Here is a 26,251-nt window from a genome sequence, read left to right on the forward strand (position 1 = left end):
AGAAGGTTTACGTTTCGCGATCCGCGAAGGTGGCCATACAGTAGGCGCTGGTGTTGTTACAGCTATCGAAGCATAATCTGACTGAAAGATTATCTATATAAACCGTGCAATCGAGGAGCGGCAAACTTGCCGCTCTTAGGTTGTGTATAAACTATGATATAGAAGGTTGCCCTCGCGAGGGAGAATTTCTATGGAGCAGTTCATTCTGGAAATGGACGAAGGGAGATATATAACAATGGCAAAACAACAAAAAATCCGTATTCGCTTGAAAGCATATGATCACAAAGCATTAGATCAAAGTGCTCAACGTATTGTAGACGTTGCAAAACGCAATGGCGCATTGGTTTCTGGACCAATTCCATTGCCTACAGAAAAAAATATTTTCACGATTCTTCGTTCTCCACATGTTAACAAAGATTCCCGTGAACAATTCGAAATGCGTACACATAAACGCTTAGTAGAAATTATTGAACCAAATTCGAAAACAGTAGATGCAATCACTCGCCTTGATTTGCCAGCTGGTGTATCTATTGAAATAAAATTATAAGAAATAAGGAGGTGCGATTATGTCTAAAGCTATTTTGGGTAAAAAGTTAGGAATGACTCAAGTCTTCACAACTGAAGGCAAACTAGTTCCTGTCACTGTAGTGGAAACTACACCTAGCGTAGTAGTGCAAGTAAAAACTGTTGAATCCGACGGTTACAATGCAGTACAGCTTGGTTACGGTTCCATTAAAGAAAAACATTTAACTAAACCTGTAAAAGGCCAGTTCGATAAAGCCGGCGTAGCGCCAGTTAAATATCTTCGTGAACTTCGCCTTGCTGAAGCAACTGATTACACAGTGGGCCAAACTCTGGCAGCTGATATCTTCGCAGAAGGTGAGCTAGTAGATGTTGTGGGTACAGGTAAAGGTAAAGGTTTCGCTGGTACAATTAAGCGTCATAACTTTAGCCGTGGTCCTGAAACTCATGGTTCTAAATCTCATCGTGAACCAGGTTCCATCGGTCCAATGATCTCCGGTGGCGGCGGTAAAGTATTTAAAGGTAAAAAACTTCCTGGACAAATGGGTGGTGGCAGAGTTACTGTACAACGTCTATCTGTTGTAAAAGTTGATGCTGAACGTAACCTTTTATTAATCAAAGGTGGCATCCCTGGTGCTAAAGGTAGCCTAGTGATGGTTCGCAACACAGTAAAACCTGTTAAATAACTAATTGTCGAAAGGAGGATACATAATGCCAACAGTAACTAAATACAACATGTCCGGCGCTAAAGTCGGCGAAATCCAGTTGAATGATGCAGTATTCGGTGTTGAAGTAAACGCTGCTGTTATGCATCAAGCCGTAGTTCGTCAATTGTCTAACGAACGACTTGGTACACATGCAACTAAAACTCGAGGAGAAGTACGCGGTGGCGGTAAAAAACCTTGGAGACAAAAAGGTACAGGCCGTGCTCGTGCTGGTTCTAGCCGTTCCCCAATTTGGGTAGGTGGTGGTATCACTTTTGGTCCACAACCTCGTAGCTACTATAAAGCTATGCCTCGTAAAGCTAGACGCTTAGCAGTTAAATCTGCATTATCTGATAAAGTAAATCACAGCGAATTGTTCGTAATCGACGAATTGAAATTAGCTGCACCAAAAACTAAAGATGTATTAAACATTCTTAATAACTTCAAAGTTGGTGACGCAAAAGTTCTTTTCATCACTGATGGTGATGTAAATGTGGAATTATCCGCTCGTAACATCCAAGGTGTAAAAGCACTTCCATACACAAATATCAATATCTTCGATTTATTGCACCACGACAAACTCTTCATCGCTGAAGGTGCTATTGCAAAAATTGAGGAGGTGCTTGGATAATGAACAAATTTGATGTATTAATTCGTCCAATCATTACAGAAAAAACAACTTTGTTAATGCAAGAAAACAAATATACTTTCCAAGTTCCTTTGACTGCGAACAAAGTAGAAATCCGTAAAGCTGTTGAATCTATCTTCAACGTAAAAGTAGAAAAAGTAGCCACAATCCGTGTATTAGGAAAAACTAAACGCATGGGTCGCACAATGGGTAAACGTAGCGATTACAAAAAAGCTATCGTAACTCTAAAAGCTGGCGAATCTATTGAATTATTTGAAGGTGTATAAGAGTCTAGTAAGGAGGCCCAATAATGGCAATTAAATCATTTAAACCGTACTCCGCTGGTCGTCGGTTTATGACAGTGTCTGCCTTTACTGAAATTACAGCAAGCAAACCTGAAAAATCCTTGCTCGCAAAAGTAACTTCTAAAGGTGGTCGTAATAACACTGGTAAAATGACAGTACGTCATCAAGGTGGCGGTCATAAACGTCAATACCGTATTATTGACTTCAAACGTACTAAAGATAATATCCCAGCTCGCGTAGCTACAATCGAATACGATCCTAACCGTAGTGCTCGTATCGCATTGTTAAACTATGCAGATGGCGAAAAACGTTATATCATTGCTCCACATGGTCTTAAAGTGGGTGATGTAGTTTACTCCGGTCCTGAATCCGATATTAAACCAGGTAATGCGTTACCATTGGCTAATATCCCATTGGGTACTCAAGTACACAACATCGAAATGAAAATTGGTAAAGGCGGACAAATCGTTCGTTCTGCTGGTACTTCCGCTCAATTAATGGCGAAAGAAGGCAACTATGCATTACTTCGTTTACCATCTGGTGAACTTCGTCGTGTACGCGTAGAATGCCGTGCTACAGTAGGTGTTGTATCTAACATTGACCATGAAAATATCACTATTGGTAAAGCTGGCCGTCAACGTTGGAAAGGCATTCGTCCTGGCAACCGCGGTGTTACAATGAACCCTTGTGACCATCCACATGGTGGTGGTGAAGGTAAATCTCCAGTTGGTCGTAAACATCCTGTTACACCTTGGGGTAAACCAGCTCATGGCGTTAAAACTCGCGACAAGAAAAAAGCTTCTAGCAAGTTAATCGTTAAACGTCGTACAAAATAGGATATAGGAAGGAGATATAACAGTGTCCAGATCAATTAAAAAAGGCCCTTTTGTTGCAGAATCTCTTCTGAAAAAAATTGATGCCTTAAATGAAACTAATGATAAAAAAGTAGTAAAAACCTGGTCCCGTGCATCTACTATTTTCCCACAATTTGTAGGCCATACGATTGCTGTGCATGATGGTCGCAAACATGTACCTGTATTCATTACAGAAGATATGGTAGGTCATAAATTAGGTGAATTCGCTCCTACACGTACTTATAAAGGTCATGGTAAGGACGAAAAAACTACAGGCAGAAAATAGGAGGATTTAACATGGAAGCAAAAGCAATCGCTAGACATATTCGTATTGCGCCTCGTAAAATCCGCATCGTTGCAGATTTAGTGCGCGGTAAAAACATCGGCGAAGCATTTGCCATCTTGAAGTTTACTCCGAAAGTTGGCGCCGATGTAGTAACTAAAGTTTTGACATCTGCTATCGCAAATGCAGAACACAATTTTGACATGAATGTAGAAAATCTTTATGTGTCTGAGATCTTCGTTGATCAAGGTCCAACAATGAAACGCATTCATCCTCGTTCCCGTGGACAGGCTTTCAAAATTTTGAAACGTTCTAGCCACGTAACAGTAGTTGTTAAAGAAAGAGCTTAATCGAAGGAGGGAAACAGAGTGGGTCAAAAAGTAAATCCACATGGCTTGCGTGTTGGTATCGTAAAAGATTGGGACGCAAAATGGTATGCTGATAAAGATTTCGCATCTAACCTTCATGAAGACGTAAAAATTCGTACCTTCTTGAAGAAAACACTTTTCATTGCTGGTATTTCCCGCATTGAAATTGAGCGTACAAATAAACGTATTAAAGTAACTATCCACACTGCTAAACCAGGTATGGTTATCGGTAAAGGTGGACAAGGTATCGAAGATATCCGTAAAGAATTGAAACGTTTTACAGATAAACAAATCGATGTAAACATTGCTGAAATTAAACAAGTAGACATGGAAGCTCAACTTGTTGCTGAAAGCATTGCTAGCCAATTGGAACGCCGTGTAAGCTTCCGTCGTGCAATGAAACAAGCAGTAGGTCGCACTATGCGTTTAGGCGCTAACGGTATCAAAGTTATGGTATCTGGTCGTCTAGGTGGTGCAGAGATCGCTCGTAGCGAATCTTACCGTGAAGGTTCCATTCCACTTCACACACTTCGTGCTAATATCGACTATGCAACAGCAGAAGCACATACAACATATGGTTGCATCGGTATTAAAGTATGGATCTACAAAGGTGAAGTTTTGCCAGAAGCTAAACAAACATCTAAAAAGGAAGAAGGTGACAACTAATGCTAATTCCAAAGCGCGTAAAACATCGTAAACAATTCCGCGGTCGTATGAAAGGCCGTGCAATGCGTGGTAACAAAGTTGCTCATGGTGATTTCGGTTTAGTAGCATTAGAGCCATCTTGGATCACAAACCGTCAAATCGAAGCAGCCCGTATTGCTATGACACGTTATATCAAACGTGGTGGTAAAGTTTGGATTAAAATTTTCCCTGATAAACCAATCACTGCAAAACCAGCAGGCGTTCGTATGGGTTCCGGTAAAGGTTCTCCAGAAAAATGGGTAGCAGTAGTTCGCCCAGGACGTGTAATGTTTGAAATGAACGGCGTACCAGAAGTAGTGGCTCGTGAAGCTATGCGTCTTGCAAGCCATAAACTTCCAATCAAAACTAAGTTCGTTGTTAAGGGTAAAGAATTGGGTGGTGACGTAAATGAAGGTTAATGACATTCGCAATTTGAGCGCTGCCGAGTTGAACACTAAAGTTTCCGAATTGAAAGAAGAGTTGTTTAACCTACGTTTTCAACTCGCTACTGGTCAATTAGAAAATCCAATGCGTATCCGTGAAGTTAAGAAAACTATCGCTCGTATCAAAACTGTACAACGAGAAGAAGAAATTAAAGGTAACGCATAATAACAAATTTTGTTTGGATTGAATAGGAGGCTTAAAGTCGTGGCAGAAGTAAGAAATGTACGAAAAGCACGTGTAGGTAAAGTTGTAAGCAACAAAATGGATAAAACAGTTGTTGTACAAATCGATCGTAAAGTACCTCACGAATTATATAGCAAGCCAATGGTAACAAGCAAACGTTTTAAAGCACATGATGAAAACAACGAATGCTTAGTTGGCGATATCGTAAAAATCGTAGAAACTCGTCCATTATCTAAAGATAAACGTTGGAGAGTTGTAGAAATTATTGAAAGACAAAAATAATCAGTGATGTAAGGAGGAAAAGTCATGATCCAGCAACAAACAATTTTGAATGTTGCCGATAACACTGGTGCGAAACGCATTATGTGCATCCAAGTGATGGGCGGTTCTTACCGTAAATTTGGCAATATTGGTGACGTAATCGTTGCTTCTGTAAAAGATGCATCACCCGGTGGCGTTGTCAAGAAAGGCGACGTTGTAAAAGCCGTTATTGTTCGTTCTAAAAAAGGCATCCGTCGTCAAGATGGTTCCTATATCCGTTTCGATGAGAACGCTGCTGTAGTTATTAAAGACGACAAAAGCCCTCGCGGAACTCGTATTTTCGGACCTGTAGCAAGAGAACTTCGTGAAAAAGACTTCATGAAAATTATCTCCCTTGCTCCAGAAGTGTTATAAGAAGGAGGAGCTCAACATGTCCCAAAAACTACATGTTAAAAAAGGTGATACAGTTGTTGTTATCTCCGGCAAGGAAAAAGGTAAACAAGGCGAAATCATCGCTGTTGATATCAAAAAAGAACGAGTAACTGTAAAAGGTCTTAACCTAGTTAAACGTCATACAAAACCTAGCCAAGCGAACCCTCAAGGTGGCATCATTGAAAAAGAAGGTACAATCCATGTATCCAACGTAATGGTGTTAGATCCTGAGCAAAAAGTTCCAACTCGTATTAAAAAAGTTGAGGAAAATGGTTCTTTAGTTCGTGTAGCTGTTAAAAGTGGCGCTAAACTTTAATTGATAAGGAAAGGAGGTCTTTTACAAAATGTCTCGTTTACAAGAAAAATATACTTCTGAAATTAAGAAGGCTTTACAAGAGAAATTCCAATATGGCAACGTAATGGAAATTCCTAAATTAGAAAAAATCGTAATCAATATCGGCGTAGGCGATGCTGTTGGTAACTCCAAAGCATTGGACGCAGCTGTTAAAGATTTAGAAATTATCGCTGGTCAAAAACCAGTCGTAACTCGCGCGAAAAAATCCATTGCGAACTTCAAAGTTCGTGAAGGTATGCCTCTTGGCACAAAAGTAACTCTTCGTGGCGAACGCATGTATGAATTCCTCGATAAATTGATTAATGCGGCATTGCCTCGCGTGCGTGACTTCCGTGGTATCAGCGCAAAAGCGTTTGATGGTCGTGGTAACTATGCATTAGGCCTAAAAGAGCAATTAATCTTCCCTGAAATCGAATACGATCAAGTAGAACGAGTAACAGGTATGGATATTATCTTCGTAACAACAGCTAACACTGACGAAGAAGCTCGTGAATTATTGGCACAATTCGGCATGCCTTTTGAAAAATAATTAGGAGGAAACGATAGATGGCTAAAAAATCTATGATCGAACGTGAGAAAAAACGTGCACGTATCGTTGCAAAATATGCAGCAAAACGCGAAGCGTTAAAAGCAGCAGGCGATTATGAAGGTTTATCCAAATTACCTGCCAACGCATCCCCAACACGCTTGCACAACCGTTGCAACTTAACAGGTCGTCCTCATGGTTATATGCGTAAATTCGGTATTAGCCGTATTGCGTTCCGTGAATTGGCGTACAAAGGACAAATCCCTGGCGTGAAAAAAGCTAGTTGGTAATAGGATAACGAGAGGAGGTTTTTAGAAGATGGTAATGACAGATCCGATTGCGGATATGCTGACACGCATCCGTAATGCAAACTCTGCACTTCATGAAACAGTTGAAATCCCTGCTTCTAAAATGAAGGCTGCTGTTTTAGCTATCCTTAAAGACGAAGGTTTCGTTAAGGAAGTTGAAACAATTGAAAATGAAAAACATGCTACTTTAAAAGTAACATTGAAATATGGTTCTAATAATGAAAAAGTAATTACCGGTATTAAACGTATCTCTAAACCAGGCCTACGTGTATACGCGAAAAAGGAAGAACTTCCTCGCGTACTTGGTGGTTTAGGTATCGCAGTTATTTCTACATCTAAAGGCATCATGAGCGATAAACAAGCTCGTAAAGAAGGCTTAGGTGGCGAAGTAATCGCTTACGTTTGGTAATCATAGCAATAGGAGGTAGAAAGAATGTCACGTGTCGGTAGAATGCCTATCGAGATCCCAGCTGGCGTAACGGTAACTCAAAACGAGCATACGTTAACAGTTAAGGGTGCAAAAGGTGAATTAACTCGTACTTTCCATCCGGACATCAACATTGCTGTTGAAGAAAATGTAATCACAGTAACTCGTCCTAGCGATGGAAAAGAACACCGTTCTTTACACGGTTTAACTCGTGCTCTTGTTGCTAACATGGTAACAGGCGTACATGAAGGCTTTACTAAAACTTTAGAAATCAATGGCGTTGGTTACAGAGCGGCTAAGCAAGGTAACAAACTTGCTTTAACATTGGGCTTCTCCCATCCAGTAGAGATGGAAGCTCCTGCTGGTATTACAATCGATGTCCCAGCTCCTAATAAAATCGTTGTTTCTGGTGCTGACAAAGAAGTTGTTGGTGCAGTAGCAGCTGATATTCGTAAATGGAGAAAACCAGAACCTTACAAAGGTAAAGGTATCCGTTACGAAGGCGAAGTTGTTCGTCGTAAAGCAGGTAAAGCGGGCGCTAAAGGTAAGTAATAACAGTTTACATTAGAAAGGAGTGGACATCTTGGCAGGAACATCCAAACGCAAAATTGCTCGTGCAAAACGTCATTTACGTTTACGTCGTCACATTTCCGGTACGGCTGCACGTCCTCGCTTGAACGTATTCCGTTCTTTAAGCAATATTTATGCTCAAGTCATTGATGACGTAGCTGGCAAAACATTAGTATCTGCTAGCTCTCAAGATAAAGAATTAAATCTTTCCTACGGTGGTAACGTAGCTGCTGCTAAAGCAGTTGGTGAAGCTGTTGCGAAAAAAGCAATTGCTGCAGGTATCGATACAGTAGTATTTGACCGCGGTGGTTACATTTATCATGGTCGTGTAGCAGCCCTTGCAGAAGGTGCTCGTGAAGCAGGCTTAAAATTCTAAGAAGGAGGAACTATAGACATGGCAAGAATTGATTACACAACTCTTGATCTTAAAGAAAGAGTAGTATTCATCAACCGCGTAGCCAAAGTTGTTAAAGGTGGTCGTCGTTTTTCCTTCAGCGCCCTTGTAGTTGTTGGTGACGGCAACGGTCATGTAGGTGTTGGCTTAGGTAAAGCTGCGGAAGTACCTGATGCAATCCGTAAAGGCATTGATGATGCTAAGAAAAACCTTATTCATGTTGTTATTAAAAATGGTACAATCCCTCACACAGTTACAGGAACATTCGGCGCAGGTCGCGTATTCTTGAAACCAGCTGCAGAAGGTACTGGAGTTATCGCTGGTGGCCCAGTTCGTGCCGTATTGGAATTAGTGGGTGTTCGTAACATCTTAACTAAATCTTTAGGATCTTCTAATCCTAACAACATGGTTCGTGCAACACTAGAAGGTTTAGCTCAATTAAAACGAGCTCAAGACGTAGCTGCACTTCGTGGCAAAACTCTTGAAGAAATTTACGGTTAATAAGGAGACCAATAATGGCACAAGTTAAAGTAACATTAACAAAAAGCTTAATCGGTCGTCCTGCAGATCAACGTGCGACTGTTAAAGCTCTTGGATTGAAAAAAACTAACTCCCAAGTAGTTAAAGAAGTGACACCTCAAATCGAAGGTATGCTTCATAAAGTTAGACATTTAGTAAAAGTAGAAGAAGTATAATAGATAAGGAGGTGCACGAATGAAACTTCATGAATTAGCTCCGGCTGCAGGTTCCAAAAAAACTCGTACTCGTGTAGGTCGTGGTCTTGGATCCGGTTTAGGTAAAACTTCCGGTCGTGGTCAAAAAGGTCAAAATTCTCGTAGTGGTGGCGGTGTGCGCACTGGCTTCGAAGGTGGCCAAATGCCTCTTTATCGTCGTTTACCAAAACGTGGTTTCAAAAATATCTTTGCACTTCAATATGCAGAAGTTAATGTATCCCAATTGAATCGTTTTGAAGACGGTGCAACTGTAGATCCAGTAGCTCTTATTGAAGCTGGTATTTTGAAAAATGTACGTGATGGTATCCGTATCCTTGGTAACGGAACTTTAGAACGTAAATTAACTGTTATCGCTAACGGCTTTACAAAATCTGCAGTAGAAAAAATCGAAGCAGCAGGTGGAAAAGTAGAGGTGATCTAGGGTGCTAGATAGCCTCTTGAACATCACTAAAGTAACGGAATTACGTAACAAAGTAGTCTATACATTACTTATGTTCATTGTCTTTCGCTTAGGTATCCATATCCCGGTACCTGGCGTAGAGGCATCTGTTATTGAAAGCTTATTCACCAGTGGTAACCTATTTGGTTTACTAGATTTGTTCGCCGGTGGTGCGTTAAGTAAATTCTCTATCTTTGCAATGAGTATTACCCCATACATCAATGCATCAATCATTATGCAATTGTTAGGGGCAGTAGTACCAACATTTGAAGCATGGAGTAAAGATGGAGAAGAAGGGCGCAAAAAAATTGCAAAAGTGACACGATATGGTACAGTTATCCTTGGCTTCATCCAAGCCTTCGGTATGACGTATGCCTTACGTGCTAGCAATGCGCTTATTGATAATAGCTTCATGTCTGTTATTTTGATTTCCATCATCCTTACAGCAGGTACTTGCTTGTTGATGTGGGTGGGGGAACAAATTACAGCTCATGGCATAGGTAATGGTATTTCACTCATTATCTTTGCTGGTATCGTGGCACGATTCCCTGATGGGGTTCAAACCATTTACCAATACCTACAAGTAGGTACAATTAATGTATTTCAAGCGATTCTATTTGCTATCATCGCGGTAGCTATGATCGTTCTTGTAATTGCTGTGACACAAGGCCAACGTCGTATCCCTATCCAATACGCTAAACGCGTGGTAGGAAGAAAAATGTATGGTGGTCACTCAACATTCCTGCCTTTGAAAGTCAATCAAGCAGGGGTTATCCCAATTATCTTTGCGTCATCCATATTGATGTTCCCAGCTACATTGGCACAATTTGTACAAGTACCTTGGGTACAAACTGTAGCAAGTTACTTCCAATGGGGAACGCCGATACAAACTATTTTGTATGCTGTATTGATTTTATTTTTTACATACTTCTATACAGCTATCTCAATCAATATTACGGATATGGCAGATAATATGAAAAAACACGGTGGTTTTATCCCAGGTATTCGCCCAGGAAAACCGACTGCTGACTATGTAGACCGAGTAATGACTCGAATTACACTAGTAGGTGCATTTTTCTTAGCTTTCGTTGCAATCTTGCCAAATATGATTGGTGGATTGACAGGCATTCAAGGTGTGTACTTTGGTGGTACAGCACTACTTATCGTAGTGGGCGTAGCATTAGATACAATGCAACAAGTAGAATCTTTAGTATTAACACGCCAATATAAGGGCTTTGTGAAATAGGAGATTATGATATGTATATTTTATTAATGGGACCTCCAGGTGCTGGTAAAGGCACGCAGGCAGCTCGTCTGATTGAAAAATATGGTATCCCTCAAATTTCTACAGGTGACATGTTCCGTGCCGCTGTAAAAGACTCTACTCCATTAGGATTAGAAGCTAAGAAATATATGGATGCTGGACAACTTGTTCCAGATAGCGTTACCATTGGCATCGTTCGTGAACGCTTGTCCAAGGATGACTGTAAACAAGGTTTCATTTTAGATGGCTTCCCTCGAACTACAGCACAAGCTGTTTCCTTGGATGCGATTTTAAAAGAAATGAACATAGTTCTTGATGCTGTACTCAATTTGAGTGTTCCATCTGAAGAGTTGGTTCGACGCATCAGTGAAAGAGCACGTCTTGAAAATCGTGATGATGACAAACCGGAAACAGTACAGAAACGTCTTGCTGTATACGAAGAGTCTACTAAACCATTGATCGATTACTACCGTAATAGTGGTCAATATGTAGAAATCAACGGCTTACAGGATGTGGACACAGTATTTGCAAATATCGTTACGGCTTTGGAGAAATAATCAATGATTATTTTTAAATCGCCCGAAGAAATTGAGCATATCCGAAAGGCATCTCAACTGACAGCAGCGACGTTAACCGAGCTTGCTAAATTAGTAAAGCCGGGCGTATCAACGCTTGAGTTAGACCAATTTGCCGAAGAATATATTCGCAGTCATGGAGGAATTCCAAGCTGCATTGGTTACTATGGGTATCCAGCAACTATCTGTGCTTCCATAAATCATGAAGTGGTACATGGGATTCCTAGTGCATCTCGTATACTGAAAGATGGCGATGTCATCAGCATTGATTTAGTATCATCTGTGAATGGATATCATGGAGATTCAGCAATTACTGTTCCTGTAGGAGAAGTAAGTCCTAAAGTGTATGAATTACTGAAAGTTACAGAAGAATGTCTCTTTAAAGGGATTGAACAAGCTGTAGCAGGTAATCATGTGGGAGATATTTCCCATGCTGTACAATCTCATGCAGAACGTCATAGATATGGTGTTGTGCGAGACTTTGTAGGACATGGTTTAGGAAAAAACATGCATGAAGATCCACAAGTTCCAAATTATGGTACTAAGGGCAAAGGTCCAGAACTTAGACCAGGAATGGTCATCTGTATTGAGCCAATGATTACTATGGGCACGCACAAAGTAAGAGTGCTTGAAGACAACTGGACAGCGGTCACAATGGACCGTAAACCGGCTGCACACTTTGAACACACTGTAGCTATTACTGAAACAGGTACAGAAATTCTTACTATGCGTGATACACCGAGGTTAATACAATAACCAGTAACCGGAGGATGAAAGATATGTCAAAAGAAGACGTTATTGAAGTGGAAGGTACGGTCGTTGAGGCATTACCAAATGCTATGTTCCAAGTAGAATTGGAAAATGGTCATGTGGTTTTGGCTCATGTGTCAGGTAAAATGCGTATGAATTTTATCCGTATCCTTCCTGGTGATAAAGTTACTATGGAACTGACACCATATGACTTAAGCCGTGGTCGCATCACCTATCGCTTTAAGTAAGCATAGGATCCACAAAGGAGGTACTTATGAAGGTTAAACCATCAGTTAAAAAGATATGCGAAAAATGTAAAATTATTAAACGTAAAGGCCGCGTAATGGTTATTTGCGAAAACCCAAAACATAAACAAAAACAAGGATAATTGATAGGAGGTGGATGAATAGATGGCACGTATAGCCGGTGTAGATTTACCACGTGACAAACGTGTGGAAATTGGTTTAACTTATATTTACGGTATCGGTCTTACTCTTGCTAAAGAAGTATTAGCAAAAACTGGTATCAATCCAGATACTCGCGTTCGTGATTTAAGTGAAGATGAAGTAGCTAAAATCCGTGAACTTCTTGATGCAGAGTATAAAGTAGAAGGTGATCTTCGTCGTGAAGAAGCACTTAACATTAAACGCTTAATTGAAATCAACTCCTATCGCGGTAAACGTCATCGTATGGGACTTCCATGTCGTGGTCAACGTACGAAGACAAATGCTCGTACTCGTAAGGGTCCTCGTAAAGCAATCGCAGGTAAGAAGAAATAATAAAGGAGGGATATTGTGGCTAAGAAAACAGTTAGATCCAAAAGAAAAGAAAAGAAACATATCGAATCTGGTGCAGCGCATATTCGCTCCACTTTTAACAACACTATCGTTACAGTAACAGACGTAAACGGTAATGCTCTTTCTTGGGCATCTGCTGGTGGTCTAGGTTTCCGTGGTTCCCGTAAATCCACTCCATTTGCAGCACAAATGGCAGCTGAACAAGCGGCAAAAGCAGCTATGGAACACGGTCTTCGCACTGTAGAAGTATTTGTTAAAGGTCCAGGATCTGGTCGTGAAGCAGCGATTCGTGCGTTGCAAGCAGCTGGTCTTGAAGTAACTAGCATTAAAGATGTGACTCCAATTCCTCATAACGGCTGTCGTCCTCCAAAACGTCGTCGCGTATAATCTGAGCTATATACTTAGAATAGTGACAAGTTTTAGAGGAGGGTATACCTGATGAGCGAAGAAAAAAAACTTAGAATCGAGAAAGTAGTAATGACTGAAGATGGCCGCTACGGTAAATTCGTATGCGAGCCATTGGATCGTGGTTATGGTATTACACTCGGTAATAGCTTGCGTCGCATTTTGCTTTCATCCTTAGATGGAGCAGCAATTACTTCCATCAAGATTGACGGAGTACTTCATGAGTTCTCTACGATTGAAGGTGTTCGTGAGGATGTATCCGATATTATTCTGAATCTTAAACAGTTGTGCATTCGTCTTGAAGAGGAAGCACCTGTACCGATGGATGTACATATCGATGTTCGTAAAGATGGAGTATTAACAGCAGGTGATTTGATTCAATTCATGCCACCTGAAATCGAAGTCTTAAATCCAGAATTGGTAATTGCTACAATGGATGAAGCAGCTCATCTTGTAATGGATGTGCGTATCGAACGCGGTAAAGGATATGTACCATCTACTAAGAATAAACGTGAAGATGATATGATTGGTCAAATTCCAATTGATTCTATCTTCTCGCCAATTCTAAGAGCGAAATATGAAGTCAGCGATGTCCGTGTGGGCAACGAAATGGACTTTGATAAGCTTACTTTAGAAGTTTGGACAAATGGTTCTATTACAGCATCTGATGCAATTGCTAAATCAGCAGCTATCATGATTTCCTATTTAGGAAATTTCACTCGATTGGCTCATTCTTATGACATGATCGATGTTGGTGAAAGTGAAGCTGAATTTACAACTGCTAATGGTCAAGAAGGTGGCGATAAAGATGCTGAACCTAAAGGACCAACGACGATTCCTATTGAAGATCTTGAGTTGTCTGTTCGTGCTTTCAACTGCTTGAAACGTGCTAACATTCATACAATCGGTGATTTGACTGGTAAAACAGAAGACGAATTAGGAAAAATCCGCAATTTAGGGAAAAAATCTGTAGAAGAAATTCTAGAGAAATTACAATCTTATAATGAGGGTAATGAATCCCTAACATCTCAAAGCGAATAAGAGGAGAAAGACTAATGGCATACAGAAAATTAGGCCGCAACAGTTCCGCTCGTAAAGCGTTGTTCCGCGGTATGGTAACATCTCTCTTCGTACATGAACGCATTGAAACAACAGAAGCAAAAGCAAAAGAGCTTCGTAAATATGTTGATGAAATGATTACATTGGGCAAACGTGGCGACTTACATGCTCGTCGTCAAGTTCTTGCTTTTCTTATGAACGAAGATGCAGTAAAAAAATTATTTGATGAAATTGCTCCAAAATATGCTGAGCGCAACGGTGGTTACACTCGTGTAATCAAACTTGGCCTTCGTAAAGGCGATGCAGCTCCATTGGCTATTCTTGAGCTTGTATAATCAAACGCAATCTGGTTGTGATAGGATGAGTTTCACTCATTCTGTTGCAGCCTTTTTTGCTTTTATTTAGAAAACAGCGACTCTGTCCCGTGGGATGGAGTCGCTGTTTTGGTATACGTTGCATTTGCAATCTGTATAGTATGTGATTGATCTTACTAATAGCAGGATAGGGTGCCGTAGTTGACGTTGCAGTGTCATAGATTAACTAAACTGTGTTTCGTCTACTTCCAAGAATCCAAAGTATTCCATACGTCGAATCATTTCTTCGTAGAATGCCAGGATCATGGTGTATTTGTTGGATTGCTGTAGGGCCAGAGGGCTAATGGACTCTTCTGTCATAGCCTCGTAGATTTTGCACATCACATCATGTTTTGTGGTTGGCTTGCTGAGGAGTTTCATGAACTCTAAATCTTCTTCGTTGAAATCGGAAATAGGGTCATTGTAGCGATTGCCAGGGTAGATATAAGCGTTCACACCTTCTTGTGGCATAATCTCTACGAATGGGATGTATCGCTCAGGGATGTAGCTTTTCTTTTCTTCGAAAATATGATGTTTGAAAGGATGCTCTGTTTCCAACACAGACAGGCTGATACCACCTTGGATGATGTGTTCCACCAAGAATTGATAGAACAATGGTAAGCACATGTCAGGGATTGTGTGCTCTCCTGTATGAGTCATTACTGTGTTGTTTTTTACATAGAAATGAGGGCCTTCTTGTTGGAATAGATTTGCTAAGCGTTTAGCTACAGATTCAGTATGGTCAGCATTACCTGAGGTATCACCAGACTTATCATTAGATGTATTAGCAGTATTAGTATTGTTATTGGTATCTGTCGCACTTCCGTGAGTAGTATTACCATCTGCTACAGAAATTGCCATCCCTTTCGCCAAGTCTTCAAAGATTGGCTCTAAATGCTCTGATGGAATGCGTAGGGTGAATAGGAATTGCTCCAAGGTGTGTTGGAATCCGGCATCTGTCACAGATGTTTCGGTGATACGTTTTGGAGTAGCCCCCTTGTGGGTGAATAAGGATTTGCGGAATGCTGTGTTCAACATAAAATCAATGTATTGTTCTCGTGCCAATGGGTCATGTGGAGCGAGCTCTTGTAATTTAGTGCGCAATGTTTCGTCATACACTGTAGGGAATGACAAATTTAAATCGCAGTCGCAGAGATAGGTAAATCCATGTTCAGCCATATGGTCCATGCATTGGTGAAAGTACACCGGCGTGTTCACTGGTTCTAAATGGTCATGGCCAACGTAGCAATCTTGTTTTTGTAATGTTTGGCGTAAAGATTGTAGGAACGGACCTTGTTGAGCTTTTACCGTGTCATATTCCAACATCAAGGCACCTAGTTTACTAGCCACCGTTTTACCGTGGCGCACTTTTTCGCGATGATTCAAGGTGTCGACATCTTTGTTGGCGAACTCTAAGAGGGCGCGAACACTGTCCATTTTATGCCAACCTGGGTAGGTGTTATAGGACATGTACAAGATACCGTTCTCCGCTAGATGTTCTTTGCAGAGACGAAGGAAGTTATCTTTCGTTTCCTCGTCTACCCAAGAATAGAAACCATGAGCAATGATGTAATCGTAAGTGCCGAGGTGGTCGTGACTTTCATTTACATCACCTTCTAACAAGTCTAGGTTAGTGATGCCCAATTGGTCGATGTAGGTTTTGCCCACGCTCACCTGTGTCGGAGCAATTTCGATACCTGTGAAAGTAGCCTGCGGATAGAACAGGGCTTGGGACATCAAATTGCCACCGTAGGAAGATCCGATTTCCAAAATGCGAGCTGTGGCAGCAGGAGCCGGTGAAAGTCCTAGCAGACGAGCGTAACTTTCAAGGAATGGGGCAGACGCATAGGGGAAAGGTTGGGATAGATACCCTAAGTCAGCGTAGATTTCTTTGGCTTGCTCTTTAGTCATTCTTGTGTTATATCGCATAAAAACTCCTTTATTTTTTGAGGTTATAGTAGTTACTCACGGGTTATCGTGAGTGGTTTATTTTATATGATTATATATCTATAAGTATATCAGAAATAGGGCGATTTATATACTGTTTGCCGATGATGAGTCATAGGGATTATAAGTATGGTTTACACACATGAATAAATGATACTCATTACTATATAAAAATGAATTATACATAGCATGATTAAAAAGCATAACCCATGAGTTTTAGTCAATGTTTTTATTGCTTTAGTGAAATAAATCTGATATTATGAAGAAAAGATGAATTTGTAGAGAGATTTAATTGTAATGATGCCTACACTTTATCAGTGTTATATGTAATGAGTAGTCAGCAAGTAAAAGGAGAATGATTATTATGAATCAGATTTTCAAAGTTGTCTATAGCGCAACAAAACAATGCTATGTGGTAACATCAGAATTTGCGAAGTCTCATGGAAAGAAAGCGGCTATAGTGGCTGCAGCGGTTATTTTAACAAGTGGTGTAGGATCTGTAAATGCGGCGGATGATTTAGCGAGCAGGGTAGATGCATTGGAAGGTAATATTCATACGATTAATACGGCCCTTGCAGATCTCAATAATACAGTTAATAATACTAGTGATACACAAGTAGCTACGAATAAACAAAAATCCGAAGCAAATGAAGCCGCAATCAATGAGTTAACACCAAAGGTATCGACTTTAGAAGGTAAGGTGCAAGCTTTGGAAGCAGGATCTACCGCAGGTGGACAAGCTAATACAGAACGAGATGCTAAAATCCAAGCGAATACAGAAAAATCAACGGCTAATGAAGCGGCGATTAATGAGTTGAAACCAAAGGTAGCAAAAAATACAGAAGACTTAGCTAAAGTAGATGGAAAAATCGATGGAGCTAGAGAGGCCGCTGTTACAGAAGCTGGAACAAAAGCAGATGAAAAAGTAACGGCATTAAAGACTGAATTAGAACCAAAAATTGAAAAGGCGAAAACAGATGCTATTGCTGATGCAGAAGGTAAATTGACAACTGCAAAAACTGACTTAGAAGGCAAAATTACTGATGCAAAAACAGATTTAGAAACAAAAATTGGTACAGCTAAGGATGAAGCTATCGCAGCAGCAGGTACAAAAGCAGATGAAGCAAAAGCAGCAGCGATTGCCGATGCAGAGGGTAAATTAACAACTGCAAAAACTGACTTAGAAGGCAAAATTACTGATGCAAAAACAGATTTAGAAACAAAAATTGGTACAGCTAAGGATGAAACTATCGCAGCAGCAGGTACAAAAGCAGACGAAGCAAAAGCAGCAGCGATTGCCGATGCAGAGGGTAAATTAACGACTGCAAAAACAGAGCTAACAGGCAAAATTGATGATGCGAAAGCAGCAGCGATTGCCGATGCAGAAGGTAAATTAACAACTGCAAAAACAGAGCTAACAGGCAAAATTGATGATGCGAAAGCAGCAGCGATTGCTGATGTAGAGGGTAAATTAACAACTGCAAAAACTGACTTAGAAGGCAAAATCACTGCTGCAGAAGGTAAAATTACTGATGCGAAAACAGATTTAGAAACAAAAATTGGTACAGCTAAGGATGAAGCTATCGCAGCAGCAGGTACAAAAGCAGACGAAGCAAAAGCAGCAGCGATTGCCGATGCAGATGGTAAATTAGCAGCAGCGAAACAAGCTTTAGAAGCAAAAGATACCGAATTAACTAACAAAGTTACTGATCTAGAAGCTAAATATAACTCTGCAACTGATATCAAAGCAACGAATGAACGTTTTGAAAAATTAGAAAAATACGATAAAGACCATGATAAACAAATCCTTGCAATGAATGGTGGTATAGCTAAGGTTAATAGTGAGTTAACAGATCTTAAAGGTGATGTAGATGGTAATGCAGAGGCTATTGATGCGAATACAAAGGCCATCGATAAAAACACTGATGAAATTGATGAAGCTAAAAAAATTCTTGTAGCTCATGATACTAGACTGGACGAATTAAAAACAGCTATTGATGAGACTGTTGATGATATTGCAGGTAATGGCGATGCTATAAAAGATAATGCTGAAAAAATCAAACTAATCGGTGAAGGGTTAAAAGAAACGACAGCGGCTATCAAAGATAATGCAGATAAAATTCAAGCCGCAGGAGAAGGCTTAAAAGCAGTTACAGAAGCCATTGGCGATTTAGATAAAAAAATCGATGAGGATACTAAAAAAGCCAAAGACGATGCAGTTACAGAAGCCGGTACAAAAGCTGATGAAAAAATCACTGCGGCAAAAACAGAATTAACAGGAAAAATTACAGAAGCTAAAGATGCAGCAGCTGCAGCAGATGCTAAAGCAGCAAAAGCTCAAGAGTTAGCAACTGCAGCAGATGCTAAAGCAGCTGAAGCTCAAGCAGCAGCAGACAAAGCAGCTGAGGCAGCTACTACCAAATCTGCAACAGCAAAAACTGAGGCAGTAGCAGAAGCTGGTACACAAGCAGATGCTAAAATCAAAACCGCTAAAGAAGCTATTGCTACTGACATTGAAACAGCTAAAAATGCAGCTATTACAAAAGCTGGTGAAAATGCAGAAGCTAAAATTACAGCAGCTAGAACAGCACTAGAAACAAAATTCCAAGGCTTAGACAATACCACTGTTAAGCTAGAAAAATATGACAAAGACATCGCAGCTCTTCAAGCTACTGAAAAAGCGCATGATGCACGCATTACTACAGTGGAAAAAGATGTAAAAGTTGTAGGTGCTAATGCGGCAGCGTTAGCAGCGTTGAAACCTTTACAATATAACCCTGGTCAAACGACACAAATTATGGCAGGTGTTGGTACATATCGTGGACAAAATGCAGTTGCATTAGGTGCGGCTCACTATACTAGCGAAAACTTAATGTACCATGCAGGCGTAAGCTTCGGTAACGGTAATGGCACAATGGCTAATGCTGGTATTACAATTGGATTTGGTAGCGGCGAAACTGCAAAAGCTGAGTCTCCTAAAGTAGCTCAATTACAAAGCGCAGTAGATCGTTTAACAGAAGAAAATGAACGAGTAAAAGCAGCATTGTATGAATTGTATGCAAAACTAGAAGCTAAATAAGAAATAACTTAGAGAATAGATGACTAGGGTCTCCCCTAGCGTATAGACACTAAGGTTATGACAGAAATACATGTTAGGTATACTCCACGGGGTATCCTAGCATGTATTTTTTTGTTAAAAAATTCTTACCAATGACATATTTTGTCATTCCTCTTCGATATACTGAAAGCATCAATAGTTTTATAGTATGTTTACATGACAGAAAGAGGTATGACGATGAATTGGAAAGACAAATGGAATGATGCATGGAACGAGATAGGAAACATGAGTTTGCGAGAACTGTTTACTTTCACGAAGAAAGAAAAGTGGATTTGTGCTATTTTTGGAGTTGTTTTTGCAGTTGGTATGATAGTTAGTATACGAGGCATTGAAACGATAACAGCGTCGCCGGGCTGGATTGTAGGATATGTTCATGAAGGGTGGTCCGTTCCTGATTATGTGAGTTATACACCACAAAAGACCTTTGAGGACAAAGGGGATGTACAGGTGGTGACAGGACATCATTTGCAAATGCGCCATCTTATATGGTACTTTTGGTGGGTAGAAGAAAATAACGACTTTACAATTACCTTTGATAAGCGTGTGCCGAAGGCAGAGTACTACGATCATCGCACAGGGCAAACCTATACATTATCCTTTGACACTAGGGAAGGTGCTGATTCTGAGGTGAATGAGAAGTTGAATATTATCAATGATGCATCAGAGGAGTTTTTCAAAAAGCCTTTCATCAAGGTAGATCGTATTCAACGTACTAGAGAAGATTATTTATTTAAAACACAATCGGATATATCGCCGGTAAAACCAGTAGAAGGTCCTTTGTTTGTACGAGGCTCTATTAAGAAAAGTGTGTAATGGTCGCCACTAATTTTGAGGCTCGATTAGCTGTTGTAGATGCGGTATAAAGGAACACACTCATTTTAATCCTCTATTAGATATGATGCATGTGGTATAATTGTAATAAGCGAGTATGATATAGTAAGTTTTCTAGTCGTTCCTGTATATATGGGATAGGATTTGGGAGAACTTGCGGCTTGAGGCATGGCTAGCAGTGGATATGTTACGAATGATGAGGAGTCATATGAAATATACTAAGGAGCCTTTACAATTAGACAATCCTTTGGAGTTTTGGCTAAACTTCGAGGGAGAGGAGCGGGTCTTTTGGGTGGACCGTCAAAGCGATCGTGTGGTAGTAGGTGCTAAACGATTGGCAGTGGTAAAAGACGACGTCGACCGGGAGCAATATGCATACGTATTTTATGGAGGCACGTTTTTTCCAACTGTAAAAGATGAAAAATGGCGCAACATGGGCCATGAAATGGTGGCTTTCACCCATTACTATATCGTAGAAAATGGAGAGTCCTTTTACCTCCATGCAGGTGAGGGTGTAGATATACAGCGCTATACCATTGAGCGAGTAGACCATACTTTCACAGAAACCAGTGACGATAAACAAGATTGGGATACCTTGATGGATGCCATTTTGACAAATATTCATGTAGGGCGTATGACGAAGGTGGTTTCCTCTCGAGAGGTGGAGTTCACTAGTCCCACATCGTTTAGTGTAGTGAGTATATTGGACCGCTTGGTGGAAAACAACCCGAATTGTTTTATTTTTGGCTATGAGAAAGAGGGACGTACCTTCGTGGGGGCATCCCCTGAAATTCTCGTGCGCCATCGGGGAGATGAAATTCTAAGTTATGCCTTGGCAGGAACGGCACCAAAGTTTGGTCCTAAGGCGTGGACGAAAGAGCGATTTCTAAATGATCATAAAAATCGGGTAGAGCACAATATCGTACGAGATCGTATTGTGGATACTATGCGACAAGTGACGGAGGATGTGACCGTAGGCGAAACGGGGATTATGGAGCTATCACGGTTATACCATTTGCGGACCATCATTACCGCCAAGGATAGTACTAAGTCTCTCATCGAATGGGGCCAATTGTTACATCCTACACCAGCCCTAGGGGGCGAACCACGAGAACTAGCTATGGACTTACTGGCGAAATACGAAGCTCATGAGCGTGGTATGTACGCAGCACCTTTTGGATTTATGAAGGACATGGGGGATGGCATTCTAGTGGTGGCCATTCGGTCTGCGCTCATCATGGGGAATACTTTATATGCCTATGCAGGATGCGGTGTTGTAGGCGAATCCAATAGTGATGAAGAGTACGAAGAAACAATCAATAAAATGGGTACCATATTGGATGCGCTGTAGGATGATACATCTATGTATAGATCAAATTAGGTATGCAATAGAGTAGGATTCGATAATGAAGCTACACAAACTTATTGAACAGATATAAGAACTTTAAAAAGGAATGTTGAGTCATCAGCATTCCTTTTTTATGTCATAGGGAGTCTATACTATATATTAGCGGTAGCAAAATTACTCTTAAACGTATATTTCTATACATCAAAATGAGGATAGTATTTAGTTTGCTATATAATATGGGGTTGGTTTATCCTATCAGTCACTCGTAAATGAGGTCTTGAAACGTATCAGTTTTAGTTAGAGATCGTATGCTACCCATATGAATACGTACAGAATCTGAAAACAATGATATAATACATAGTAGATAGTCACTATTAGATATAGCACAATACCACAGGATGGTATGGGAGATATGATATGAACGAATATATAGCAAGTTTGGTGGATGAGTTGCACCAATTGGGAGTGCGCCATGCGGTGTTCAGCCCCGGTTCACGGTCCACTACATTAGCCATGCTCTTTCAAAGCCATGGAGGCTTTCACACATATATGAATATTGATGAGCGGTCCGCTGGGTTTATGGCATTAGGCATTGCCAAAGCACAAGGTGAATCAGCTGTGTTGGTGTGTACATCGGGCTCTGCTTTGACTCATTATGGTCCAGCCGTGGTGGAAGCGAAGCATAGCGGTGTGCCGATGATCATCTTGTCCGCTGACCGTCCGTACACCTTGCAACAGGTAGGGGCGCCGCAGACCATTGATCAACAGAAATATTTTGGCTCCGCTGTGAACTATTATGAAGAATTGTCTGTGCCTAGTGAAAGTCACTATTATACCTACTCTCGTCAAGTAGCACGCCGTGCCTATTTGAAAGCGAATGACCATAAACTAGGACCTGTACACATCAACGTGCCTTTGTTTGAGCCCTTGGTTCCGAATCGTGAGGAAGAGTATTTTACACAGGGGCGCAGTGCGAAACCGTTCCGCCTCGTGAAACATGAGGAAATAGGGTCCTTGGCATCCTTGCTAGATGGAAAACGAGTACTCATCTTGGGTGGCCCTAGCGTGACGAATCCTAAAACAGTGGTAGAGTTTGCAGAACGAATTGGTGCCGTTGTGATAGGGGACCCTTTGTCCAATTTGCGTCAATATGAGGGCGTCATCAGCACCTATGATGCATTCTTAGCACAGCATGAGCGGTGGGAGAAGTTGCGACCAGATGTGGTTATCCAATTGGGGCAAATTCCTGTGTCGAAGCGGATTCAACAATGGATGGCAACCTTGACGGACATCGACTATATTACGGTGAGCCCTAATGCAGATGTGGTGAACCCTAGTTTGACAACCACTATACATGTGATGGCGAGTGTAGATGTATTCTTAGGGGAGTTGTGTCGTGGCTTATTTGTGATACCAGGGCTAAGCACAAGGATAAGAGATAAAGAGCAAAATCTATTAAATATTTCTAATGTAGAAGACTCTAATGTAAGCACTGCTGGCGATGAATTAGGAGTGCAACAAGAAAATATAAATATAAATGAAAAACATAGAGTAGAGAACGGTAGTGTTGTATCTGCTCAGAATACAATAGCTGATATAGAGTATGTAAAAGCATGGCAACAGATAGAATCTGACAGTCGTGAACAGTTAGACAAAGTACAAGAAGAACCAACTCTATTTGAAGGCCGTACGATTCACATGTTGCAACACATGATGCCCCATGAGGGACAAATTCTAGTAGCGAACAGTATGTCTATTCGTGATATGGATTATTTCTGGGCCACTGGGAGATCCCAAGCCATGGTGTACGGCAATCGTGGCACCAATGGTATTGATGGGACGGTGTCAACGGCGTTAGGGCTTAGTACGAATGGGAAACCGACGGTCATGGTTACAGGAGATTTAAGTTTCTTTCACGATTTGAATGGATTGGCTATTGGAAAAACGCATGGTATGAACTTGACCATTATTCTGCATAACAATGATGGAGGCGGTATTTTCCAATATTTGCCACAAAAAGGGACGGACGATTTCGATTACCTATTCAATACACCGCAAGGCATTGATTATAGTGGCTTAGCGACCATGTATGGCTTAGACTATGTGAAAGTCACAACAAATGTAGAGTTAGAACGGGCGATGCAACACTATATCGGTACAGAGGGGATTCACCTCATAGAAGTGCCTACGTCTAAAGAAATTAGTCGTGAACTGCACAAGGTGTATCGGGTGCAATAATATGAAATCAATGATTCAAGATATACGAACGTTAGATATACAACGGATGCAGATCAATCTAGGCGAGTATCACTACGGAGTGTCTGTAGTGGGTACAGGGAAACCCCTAGTTTGTTTCCATGGGTTTTCGGAATCTGGTTCCACTTGGGATGGTATTGAGGTACCAGGCTATCGGCTGATACGGATCGATAGTATGGGGCATGGTAGGTCTGCACGGCCTATGGAATTAACCCCGTATACATTGCCACAAATGCTGAGCGATTTGCACAGAGTTATCTATGCCGTAGCAGGAGAAACGTATGCTCTCATGGGGTATTCCATGGGGGCGAGGATGGCTGTATTATACGCATTGGAGTATCCAGAGGAAGTGACTCACCTAGTTTTGGAAAGTGGCTCTGTAGGGATAGAAGGTAGAGCGGCACGTCATGAACGCTATCTTGCAGATACAGCGTTAGGGAGTCGCATTCGAAAACAGGATATACAATGGTTTAGTGAGACCTGGGCAAAGCTAGATATCTTCAAGACCCAAGAAAGTTTACCTACAAAGGTGCAACAGCAGATTCAGCGTCGACGGTTATTAAATAGTCCTCATGCGTTGGCTTTCACCTTGGAAGGAAGCGGACAAGGAACGATGCCTTATGTAGGGCATCGATTGTCGGAACTAACTATGCCCATCTGTTACATTAGTGGGGAATTAGATACGAAATATACAGCTATTGGAGCACAGTATTTTTGTGATGTTCATCGCATCGTGCCGAAAGTAGGTCATAATGTGCATGTAGAAGCGCCAGAGGCGTATCGGCAAATTTTAAAACAATTTTTCTATAATCGGAAGTATTAGTGAATGTGTGGATTATGTATACTTTTAGGATGCGCGGATATGGAAGAAGATAGTGGCTAATAATTCTAGTTGCAGTAATAGAAATGAGAGGTGTCCTATGATTACAAATATTGCTCTGTACCATGTGCAGCTACCGATGAAGTTTACTTTCAAAACGGCAAAGGGCGAACTAGGTGTCAGGGATACTCTCATTGTTCGTTTGGAAGATGAAGCAGGCTATGTAGGCTACGGGGAATGCGTGGCCTTCGTAGACCCTTTTTATACGCCAGAAACGGTGGCATCTTGTTGGAACACCTTATGCACACGATATTTGCCAAACCTATTAGGGCAAGAAGCAACCACCACATTACCACAGCAATGGCTGGAGGAAGGAATGCCTATGACCGTGGCATCCGTGGAAAATGCTTTACTCCATCTGCAATGTGCTCGCTTAGAGGTCAATACGGTAGAATACGTATTACAGCAGCCCATAGCGCCGACTGTGCCTACAGGAATTGTTATAGGCGAGGTTCCGCTAGATACTTTGGTGGATGCCGTGTCTGGTTATGTATCACAAGGGTGTGAACGTATTAAACTGAAAGTATCCCCCAAGGATGGCTATGAACGTGTGAAACGAGTGCGTGCAGCCTATCCGGGCCTTATGTTAGCAGTGGATGCGAATCAAAGTTATAGCTACCAAGAGATGGACAAAGTACGGGCTTTGAATGCATTTGATTTAGCATGTATAGAAGAGCCCTTTCAGATAGATAGTTTAGCAACCTATCAACAATATAGGTCAACACATGATTGGGGAATTACGACGCCTATATGTTTAGATGAATCAATTTTGAGTTATGACGATTTGGTCTATGCCCATAGCCATGAATTATTGGATGTGCTGAATGTAAAGGTAGGGCGTTTAGGTGGTCTTCGAGAAGCGGCTAAGGTCATTCAGTATTGTCGTGACCATGGAATCCAGTACTGGATTGGGTCCATGGTGGAATCGAGCATTTCTAAATGGATGCATGTGCAATTAGCGGCTTTAGGCGATGCTTATATGCCGGGAGATTTGTCAGGTTCACTACGTTATTTTAATCGAGATTTGACTAAGCCACCCATTGTTAGTAGAATACAAGACTGCGGTACAAAGGGACTTTCACAATTTGTAGAGGTACCTAACCGTGCTGGATTGGGTGTAGATGTTGATATAGAAGCGATAACATCATATTGTATACATAAGAAATTATGGCAGCTATAACTGATTTGTATACTTTCACAGGACATGGATGTGGTATGATACAATAAGTAGGTAGCATTTGAAAGTC

38 protein-coding genes are annotated in these 26,251 nt (G+C 41.0%); 37 read left to right on the plus strand and 1 reads right to left on the minus strand.

Annotated features, from left to right (window positions below):
- The 31 genes from EO118_RS07415 to rplQ all read left to right on the plus strand — a co-directional run.
- Positions 1 to 76 (plus strand): hypothetical protein (locus EO118_RS07415; protein ID WP_164723757.1); only part of this gene is annotated, 76 nt, incomplete at its 5' end.
- 159 nt (positions 77 to 235) lie between these two features.
- Positions 236 to 547: a 30S ribosomal protein S10 gene (rpsJ, locus tag EO118_RS07420; protein ID WP_009353924.1), complete on the plus strand. Its 312-nt coding sequence runs from the start codon at positions 236 to 238 to the stop codon at positions 545 to 547.
- Between the two features lie 19 nt (positions 548 to 566).
- Complete coding sequence (gene rplC / locus EO118_RS07425) at positions 567 to 1,208, plus strand: 50S ribosomal protein L3 (protein ID WP_127069340.1); 642 nt, start codon at positions 567 to 569, stop codon at positions 1,206 to 1,208.
- A 25-nt stretch (positions 1,209 to 1,233) separates the two neighbouring features.
- Complete coding sequence (rplD, locus tag EO118_RS07430) at positions 1,234 to 1,857, plus strand: 50S ribosomal protein L4 (protein ID WP_127069341.1); 624 nt, start codon at positions 1,234 to 1,236, stop codon at positions 1,855 to 1,857.
- The gene (gene rplW / locus EO118_RS07435) at positions 1,857 to 2,141 is read left to right on the plus strand and encodes a 50S ribosomal protein L23 (protein WP_126939416.1); all 285 of its coding nucleotides are present in this window, start codon (positions 1,857 to 1,859) and stop codon (positions 2,139 to 2,141) included. The genes rplD and rplW overlap by 1 nt, the downstream gene beginning before the upstream one ends.
- A gap of 23 nt (positions 2,142 to 2,164) precedes the next feature.
- Positions 2,165 to 2,995, plus strand: coding sequence for a 50S ribosomal protein L2 (rplB, locus tag EO118_RS07440; RefSeq protein WP_126938379.1), 831 nt, complete (start codon positions 2,165 to 2,167; stop codon positions 2,993 to 2,995).
- 22 nt (positions 2,996 to 3,017) lie between these two features.
- Positions 3,018 to 3,299 (plus strand): 30S ribosomal protein S19, encoded by a 282-nt coding sequence (rpsS, locus tag EO118_RS07445; protein ID WP_126938380.1) that lies wholly within the window; start codon positions 3,018 to 3,020, stop codon positions 3,297 to 3,299.
- Between the two features lie 11 nt (positions 3,300 to 3,310).
- Complete coding sequence (gene rplV, locus EO118_RS07450) at positions 3,311 to 3,646, plus strand: 50S ribosomal protein L22 (RefSeq protein ID WP_126939415.1); 336 nt, start codon at positions 3,311 to 3,313, stop codon at positions 3,644 to 3,646.
- An 18-nt stretch (positions 3,647 to 3,664) separates the two neighbouring features.
- The gene (gene rpsC, locus EO118_RS07455; protein ID WP_009353925.1) at positions 3,665 to 4,330 is read left to right on the plus strand and encodes a 30S ribosomal protein S3; all 666 of its coding nucleotides are present in this window, start codon (positions 3,665 to 3,667) and stop codon (positions 4,328 to 4,330) included.
- On the plus strand, positions 4,330 to 4,767 hold the full coding sequence (gene rplP, locus EO118_RS07460) for a 50S ribosomal protein L16 (protein ID WP_009353916.1): 438 nt from the start codon (positions 4,330 to 4,332) through the stop codon (positions 4,765 to 4,767). The genes rpsC and rplP overlap by 1 nt, the downstream gene beginning before the upstream one ends.
- Positions 4,757 to 4,957, plus strand: a complete 201-nt coding sequence (gene rpmC / locus EO118_RS07465; RefSeq protein WP_009353915.1) for a 50S ribosomal protein L29 — start codon at positions 4,757 to 4,759, stop codon at positions 4,955 to 4,957. The genes rplP and rpmC overlap by 11 nt, the downstream gene beginning before the upstream one ends.
- Before the next feature lie 39 nt (positions 4,958 to 4,996).
- Positions 4,997 to 5,257 carry a 30S ribosomal protein S17 gene (rpsQ, locus tag EO118_RS07470; RefSeq protein WP_009353932.1) on the plus strand — a complete coding sequence of 87 codons (261 nt, stop codon included), beginning with the start codon at positions 4,997 to 4,999 and terminating at the stop codon, positions 5,255 to 5,257.
- Between the two features lie 24 nt (positions 5,258 to 5,281).
- Entirely contained in the window at positions 5,282 to 5,650 is a 369-nt protein-coding gene (gene rplN / locus EO118_RS07475) for a 50S ribosomal protein L14 (protein ID WP_009353930.1), read from the plus strand.
- Between the two features lie 16 nt (positions 5,651 to 5,666).
- On the plus strand, positions 5,667 to 5,984 hold the full coding sequence (rplX, locus tag EO118_RS07480; RefSeq protein ID WP_127069342.1) for a 50S ribosomal protein L24: 318 nt from the start codon (positions 5,667 to 5,669) through the stop codon (positions 5,982 to 5,984).
- 28 nt (positions 5,985 to 6,012) lie between these two features.
- Positions 6,013 to 6,552, plus strand: coding sequence for a 50S ribosomal protein L5 (gene rplE, locus EO118_RS07485; protein WP_009353920.1), 540 nt, complete (start codon positions 6,013 to 6,015; stop codon positions 6,550 to 6,552).
- A gap of 17 nt (positions 6,553 to 6,569) precedes the next feature.
- Positions 6,570 to 6,839, plus strand: a complete 270-nt coding sequence (gene rpsN, locus EO118_RS07490) for a 30S ribosomal protein S14 (RefSeq protein WP_126938385.1) — start codon at positions 6,570 to 6,572, stop codon at positions 6,837 to 6,839.
- 28 nt (positions 6,840 to 6,867) lie between these two features.
- Positions 6,868 to 7,266, plus strand: coding sequence for a 30S ribosomal protein S8 (gene rpsH, locus EO118_RS07495; protein WP_009353887.1), 399 nt, complete (start codon positions 6,868 to 6,870; stop codon positions 7,264 to 7,266).
- A 24-nt stretch (positions 7,267 to 7,290) separates the two neighbouring features.
- Positions 7,291 to 7,836, plus strand: a complete 546-nt coding sequence (gene rplF, locus EO118_RS07500) for a 50S ribosomal protein L6 (protein WP_127069343.1) — start codon at positions 7,291 to 7,293, stop codon at positions 7,834 to 7,836.
- Positions 7,837 to 7,867: 31 nt separating this feature from the next.
- A complete protein-coding gene (gene rplR, locus EO118_RS07505) occupies positions 7,868 to 8,230 on the plus strand; it encodes a 50S ribosomal protein L18 (protein ID WP_126939411.1) in 363 nt (120 codons plus the stop codon).
- Positions 8,231 to 8,248: 18 nt separating this feature from the next.
- A complete protein-coding gene (gene rpsE / locus EO118_RS07510) occupies positions 8,249 to 8,749 on the plus strand; it encodes a 30S ribosomal protein S5 (RefSeq protein WP_009353893.1) in 501 nt (166 codons plus the stop codon).
- A gap of 14 nt (positions 8,750 to 8,763) precedes the next feature.
- The gene (gene rpmD / locus EO118_RS07515; protein ID WP_009353936.1) at positions 8,764 to 8,943 is read left to right on the plus strand and encodes a 50S ribosomal protein L30; all 180 of its coding nucleotides are present in this window, start codon (positions 8,764 to 8,766) and stop codon (positions 8,941 to 8,943) included.
- A gap of 19 nt (positions 8,944 to 8,962) precedes the next feature.
- A complete protein-coding gene (gene rplO / locus EO118_RS07520) occupies positions 8,963 to 9,403 on the plus strand; it encodes a 50S ribosomal protein L15 (RefSeq protein WP_009353906.1) in 441 nt (146 codons plus the stop codon).
- A 1-nt stretch (position 9,404) separates the two neighbouring features.
- Entirely contained in the window at positions 9,405 to 10,667 is a 1,263-nt protein-coding gene (gene secY / locus EO118_RS07525) for a preprotein translocase subunit SecY (RefSeq protein WP_127069344.1), read from the plus strand.
- A gap of 11 nt (positions 10,668 to 10,678) precedes the next feature.
- Positions 10,679 to 11,242 (plus strand): adenylate kinase, encoded by a 564-nt coding sequence (locus EO118_RS07530; protein WP_127069345.1) that lies wholly within the window; start codon positions 10,679 to 10,681, stop codon positions 11,240 to 11,242.
- A 3-nt stretch (positions 11,243 to 11,245) separates the two neighbouring features.
- A complete protein-coding gene (gene map, locus EO118_RS07535; protein WP_127069346.1) occupies positions 11,246 to 12,016 on the plus strand; it encodes a type I methionyl aminopeptidase in 771 nt (256 codons plus the stop codon).
- A 23-nt stretch (positions 12,017 to 12,039) separates the two neighbouring features.
- A complete protein-coding gene (infA, locus tag EO118_RS07540; RefSeq protein ID WP_009353944.1) occupies positions 12,040 to 12,258 on the plus strand; it encodes a translation initiation factor IF-1 in 219 nt (72 codons plus the stop codon).
- A gap of 26 nt (positions 12,259 to 12,284) precedes the next feature.
- A complete protein-coding gene (gene rpmJ, locus EO118_RS07545; RefSeq protein ID WP_007391661.1) occupies positions 12,285 to 12,398 on the plus strand; it encodes a 50S ribosomal protein L36 in 114 nt (37 codons plus the stop codon).
- Between the two features lie 22 nt (positions 12,399 to 12,420).
- Positions 12,421 to 12,789, plus strand: coding sequence for a 30S ribosomal protein S13 (gene rpsM / locus EO118_RS07550; protein WP_126939407.1), 369 nt, complete (start codon positions 12,421 to 12,423; stop codon positions 12,787 to 12,789).
- Between the two features lie 15 nt (positions 12,790 to 12,804).
- A complete protein-coding gene (rpsK, locus tag EO118_RS07555; protein ID WP_009353912.1) occupies positions 12,805 to 13,194 on the plus strand; it encodes a 30S ribosomal protein S11 in 390 nt (129 codons plus the stop codon).
- A gap of 51 nt (positions 13,195 to 13,245) precedes the next feature.
- A complete protein-coding gene (locus EO118_RS07560; protein WP_127069347.1) occupies positions 13,246 to 14,253 on the plus strand; it encodes a DNA-directed RNA polymerase subunit alpha in 1,008 nt (335 codons plus the stop codon).
- Positions 14,254 to 14,267: 14 nt separating this feature from the next.
- Positions 14,268 to 14,606 carry a 50S ribosomal protein L17 gene (gene rplQ, locus EO118_RS07565; protein ID WP_009353923.1) on the plus strand — a complete coding sequence of 113 codons (339 nt, stop codon included), beginning with the start codon at positions 14,268 to 14,270 and terminating at the stop codon, positions 14,604 to 14,606.
- 201 nt (positions 14,607 to 14,807) lie between these two features.
- Here rplQ and EO118_RS07570 read toward each other — a convergent pair whose 3' ends face one another.
- Positions 14,808 to 16,553: a class I SAM-dependent methyltransferase gene (locus EO118_RS07570; RefSeq protein ID WP_127069348.1), complete on the minus strand. Its 1,746-nt coding sequence runs from the start codon at positions 16,551 to 16,553 to the stop codon at positions 14,808 to 14,810.
- A 382-nt stretch (positions 16,554 to 16,935) separates the two neighbouring features.
- Here EO118_RS07570 and EO118_RS07575 point away from each other — a divergent pair, with 382 nt between their 5' ends.
- From EO118_RS07575 to menC, 6 genes are all read left to right on the plus strand, one after another.
- Entirely contained in the window at positions 16,936 to 19,650 is a 2,715-nt protein-coding gene (locus EO118_RS07575) for a YadA-like family protein (RefSeq protein WP_164726257.1), read from the plus strand.
- A gap of 216 nt (positions 19,651 to 19,866) precedes the next feature.
- Entirely contained in the window at positions 19,867 to 20,502 is a 636-nt protein-coding gene (locus tag EO118_RS07580; RefSeq protein WP_127069349.1) for a hypothetical protein, read from the plus strand.
- Between the two features lie 226 nt (positions 20,503 to 20,728).
- Complete coding sequence (locus EO118_RS07585) at positions 20,729 to 21,871, plus strand: isochorismate synthase (protein WP_127069350.1); 1,143 nt, start codon at positions 20,729 to 20,731, stop codon at positions 21,869 to 21,871.
- Between the two features lie 414 nt (positions 21,872 to 22,285).
- Complete coding sequence (gene menD, locus EO118_RS07590) at positions 22,286 to 24,106, plus strand: 2-succinyl-5-enolpyruvyl-6-hydroxy-3-cyclohexene-1-carboxylic-acid synthase (protein WP_127069351.1); 1,821 nt, start codon at positions 22,286 to 22,288, stop codon at positions 24,104 to 24,106.
- A 1-nt stretch (position 24,107) separates the two neighbouring features.
- Entirely contained in the window at positions 24,108 to 24,947 is an 840-nt protein-coding gene (gene menH / locus EO118_RS07595; RefSeq protein ID WP_240626917.1) for a 2-succinyl-6-hydroxy-2,4-cyclohexadiene-1-carboxylate synthase, read from the plus strand.
- Positions 24,948 to 25,044: 97 nt separating this feature from the next.
- Positions 25,045 to 26,184 (plus strand): o-succinylbenzoate synthase, encoded by a 1,140-nt coding sequence (gene menC, locus EO118_RS07600; RefSeq protein ID WP_127069352.1) that lies wholly within the window; start codon positions 25,045 to 25,047, stop codon positions 26,182 to 26,184.
- Positions 26,185 to 26,251: the final 67 nt, after the last annotated feature.

It is taken from the genome of Veillonella sp. 3891, assembly GCF_003992315.1.
Lineage (GTDB): Bacteria > Bacillota > Negativicutes > Veillonellales > Veillonellaceae > F0422.

Excerpts from the sequence above, each read along its gene's own strand:
- rpsJ (WP_009353924.1), top strand. The coding sequence starts at position 236 with ATGGCAAAACAACAAAAAATCCGTATTCGCTTGAAAGCATATGATCAC.
- rplC (WP_127069340.1), top strand. The coding sequence starts at position 567 with ATGTCTAAAGCTATTTTGGGTAAAAAGTTAGGAATGACTCAAGTCTTC.
- rplD (WP_127069341.1), top strand. The coding sequence starts at position 1,234 with ATGCCAACAGTAACTAAATACAACATGTCCGGCGCTAAAGTCGGCGAA.
- rplW (WP_126939416.1), top strand. The coding sequence starts at position 1,857 with ATGAACAAATTTGATGTATTAATTCGTCCAATCATTACAGAAAAAACA.
- rplB (WP_126938379.1), top strand. The coding sequence starts at position 2,165 with ATGGCAATTAAATCATTTAAACCGTACTCCGCTGGTCGTCGGTTTATG.
- rplV (WP_126939415.1), top strand. The coding sequence starts at position 3,311 with ATGGAAGCAAAAGCAATCGCTAGACATATTCGTATTGCGCCTCGTAAA.
- rplP (WP_009353916.1), top strand. The coding sequence starts at position 4,330 with ATGCTAATTCCAAAGCGCGTAAAACATCGTAAACAATTCCGCGGTCGT.
- rpmC (WP_009353915.1), top strand. The coding sequence starts at position 4,757 with ATGAAGGTTAATGACATTCGCAATTTGAGCGCTGCCGAGTTGAACACT.
- rplN (WP_009353930.1), top strand. The coding sequence starts at position 5,282 with ATGATCCAGCAACAAACAATTTTGAATGTTGCCGATAACACTGGTGCG.
- rplX (WP_127069342.1), top strand. The coding sequence starts at position 5,667 with ATGTCCCAAAAACTACATGTTAAAAAAGGTGATACAGTTGTTGTTATC.
- rplE (WP_009353920.1), top strand. The coding sequence starts at position 6,013 with ATGTCTCGTTTACAAGAAAAATATACTTCTGAAATTAAGAAGGCTTTA.
- rpsN (WP_126938385.1), top strand. The coding sequence starts at position 6,570 with ATGGCTAAAAAATCTATGATCGAACGTGAGAAAAAACGTGCACGTATC.
- rpsH (WP_009353887.1), top strand. The coding sequence starts at position 6,868 with ATGGTAATGACAGATCCGATTGCGGATATGCTGACACGCATCCGTAAT.
- rplF (WP_127069343.1), top strand. The coding sequence starts at position 7,291 with ATGTCACGTGTCGGTAGAATGCCTATCGAGATCCCAGCTGGCGTAACG.
- rpsE (WP_009353893.1), top strand. The coding sequence starts at position 8,249 with ATGGCAAGAATTGATTACACAACTCTTGATCTTAAAGAAAGAGTAGTA.
- rpmD (WP_009353936.1), top strand. The coding sequence starts at position 8,764 with ATGGCACAAGTTAAAGTAACATTAACAAAAAGCTTAATCGGTCGTCCT.
- rplO (WP_009353906.1), top strand. The coding sequence starts at position 8,963 with ATGAAACTTCATGAATTAGCTCCGGCTGCAGGTTCCAAAAAAACTCGT.
- EO118_RS07530 (WP_127069345.1), top strand. The coding sequence starts at position 10,679 with ATGTATATTTTATTAATGGGACCTCCAGGTGCTGGTAAAGGCACGCAG.
- map (WP_127069346.1), top strand. The coding sequence starts at position 11,246 with ATGATTATTTTTAAATCGCCCGAAGAAATTGAGCATATCCGAAAGGCA.
- infA (WP_009353944.1), top strand. The coding sequence starts at position 12,040 with ATGTCAAAAGAAGACGTTATTGAAGTGGAAGGTACGGTCGTTGAGGCA.
- rpmJ (WP_007391661.1), top strand. The coding sequence starts at position 12,285 with ATGAAGGTTAAACCATCAGTTAAAAAGATATGCGAAAAATGTAAAATT.
- rpsM (WP_126939407.1), top strand. The coding sequence starts at position 12,421 with ATGGCACGTATAGCCGGTGTAGATTTACCACGTGACAAACGTGTGGAA.
- EO118_RS07560 (WP_127069347.1), top strand. The coding sequence starts at position 13,246 with ATGAGCGAAGAAAAAAAACTTAGAATCGAGAAAGTAGTAATGACTGAA.
- rplQ (WP_009353923.1), top strand. The coding sequence starts at position 14,268 with ATGGCATACAGAAAATTAGGCCGCAACAGTTCCGCTCGTAAAGCGTTG.
- EO118_RS07570 (WP_127069348.1), bottom strand. The coding sequence starts at position 16,553 with ATGCGATATAACACAAGAATGACTAAAGAGCAAGCCAAAGAAATCTAC.
- EO118_RS07575 (WP_164726257.1), top strand. The coding sequence starts at position 16,936 with ATGAATCAGATTTTCAAAGTTGTCTATAGCGCAACAAAACAATGCTAT.
- EO118_RS07580 (WP_127069349.1), top strand. The coding sequence starts at position 19,867 with ATGAATTGGAAAGACAAATGGAATGATGCATGGAACGAGATAGGAAAC.
- EO118_RS07585 (WP_127069350.1), top strand. The coding sequence starts at position 20,729 with ATGAAATATACTAAGGAGCCTTTACAATTAGACAATCCTTTGGAGTTT.
- menD (WP_127069351.1), top strand. The coding sequence starts at position 22,286 with ATGAACGAATATATAGCAAGTTTGGTGGATGAGTTGCACCAATTGGGA.
- menH (WP_240626917.1), top strand. The coding sequence starts at position 24,108 with ATGAAATCAATGATTCAAGATATACGAACGTTAGATATACAACGGATG.
- menC (WP_127069352.1), top strand. The coding sequence starts at position 25,045 with ATGATTACAAATATTGCTCTGTACCATGTGCAGCTACCGATGAAGTTT.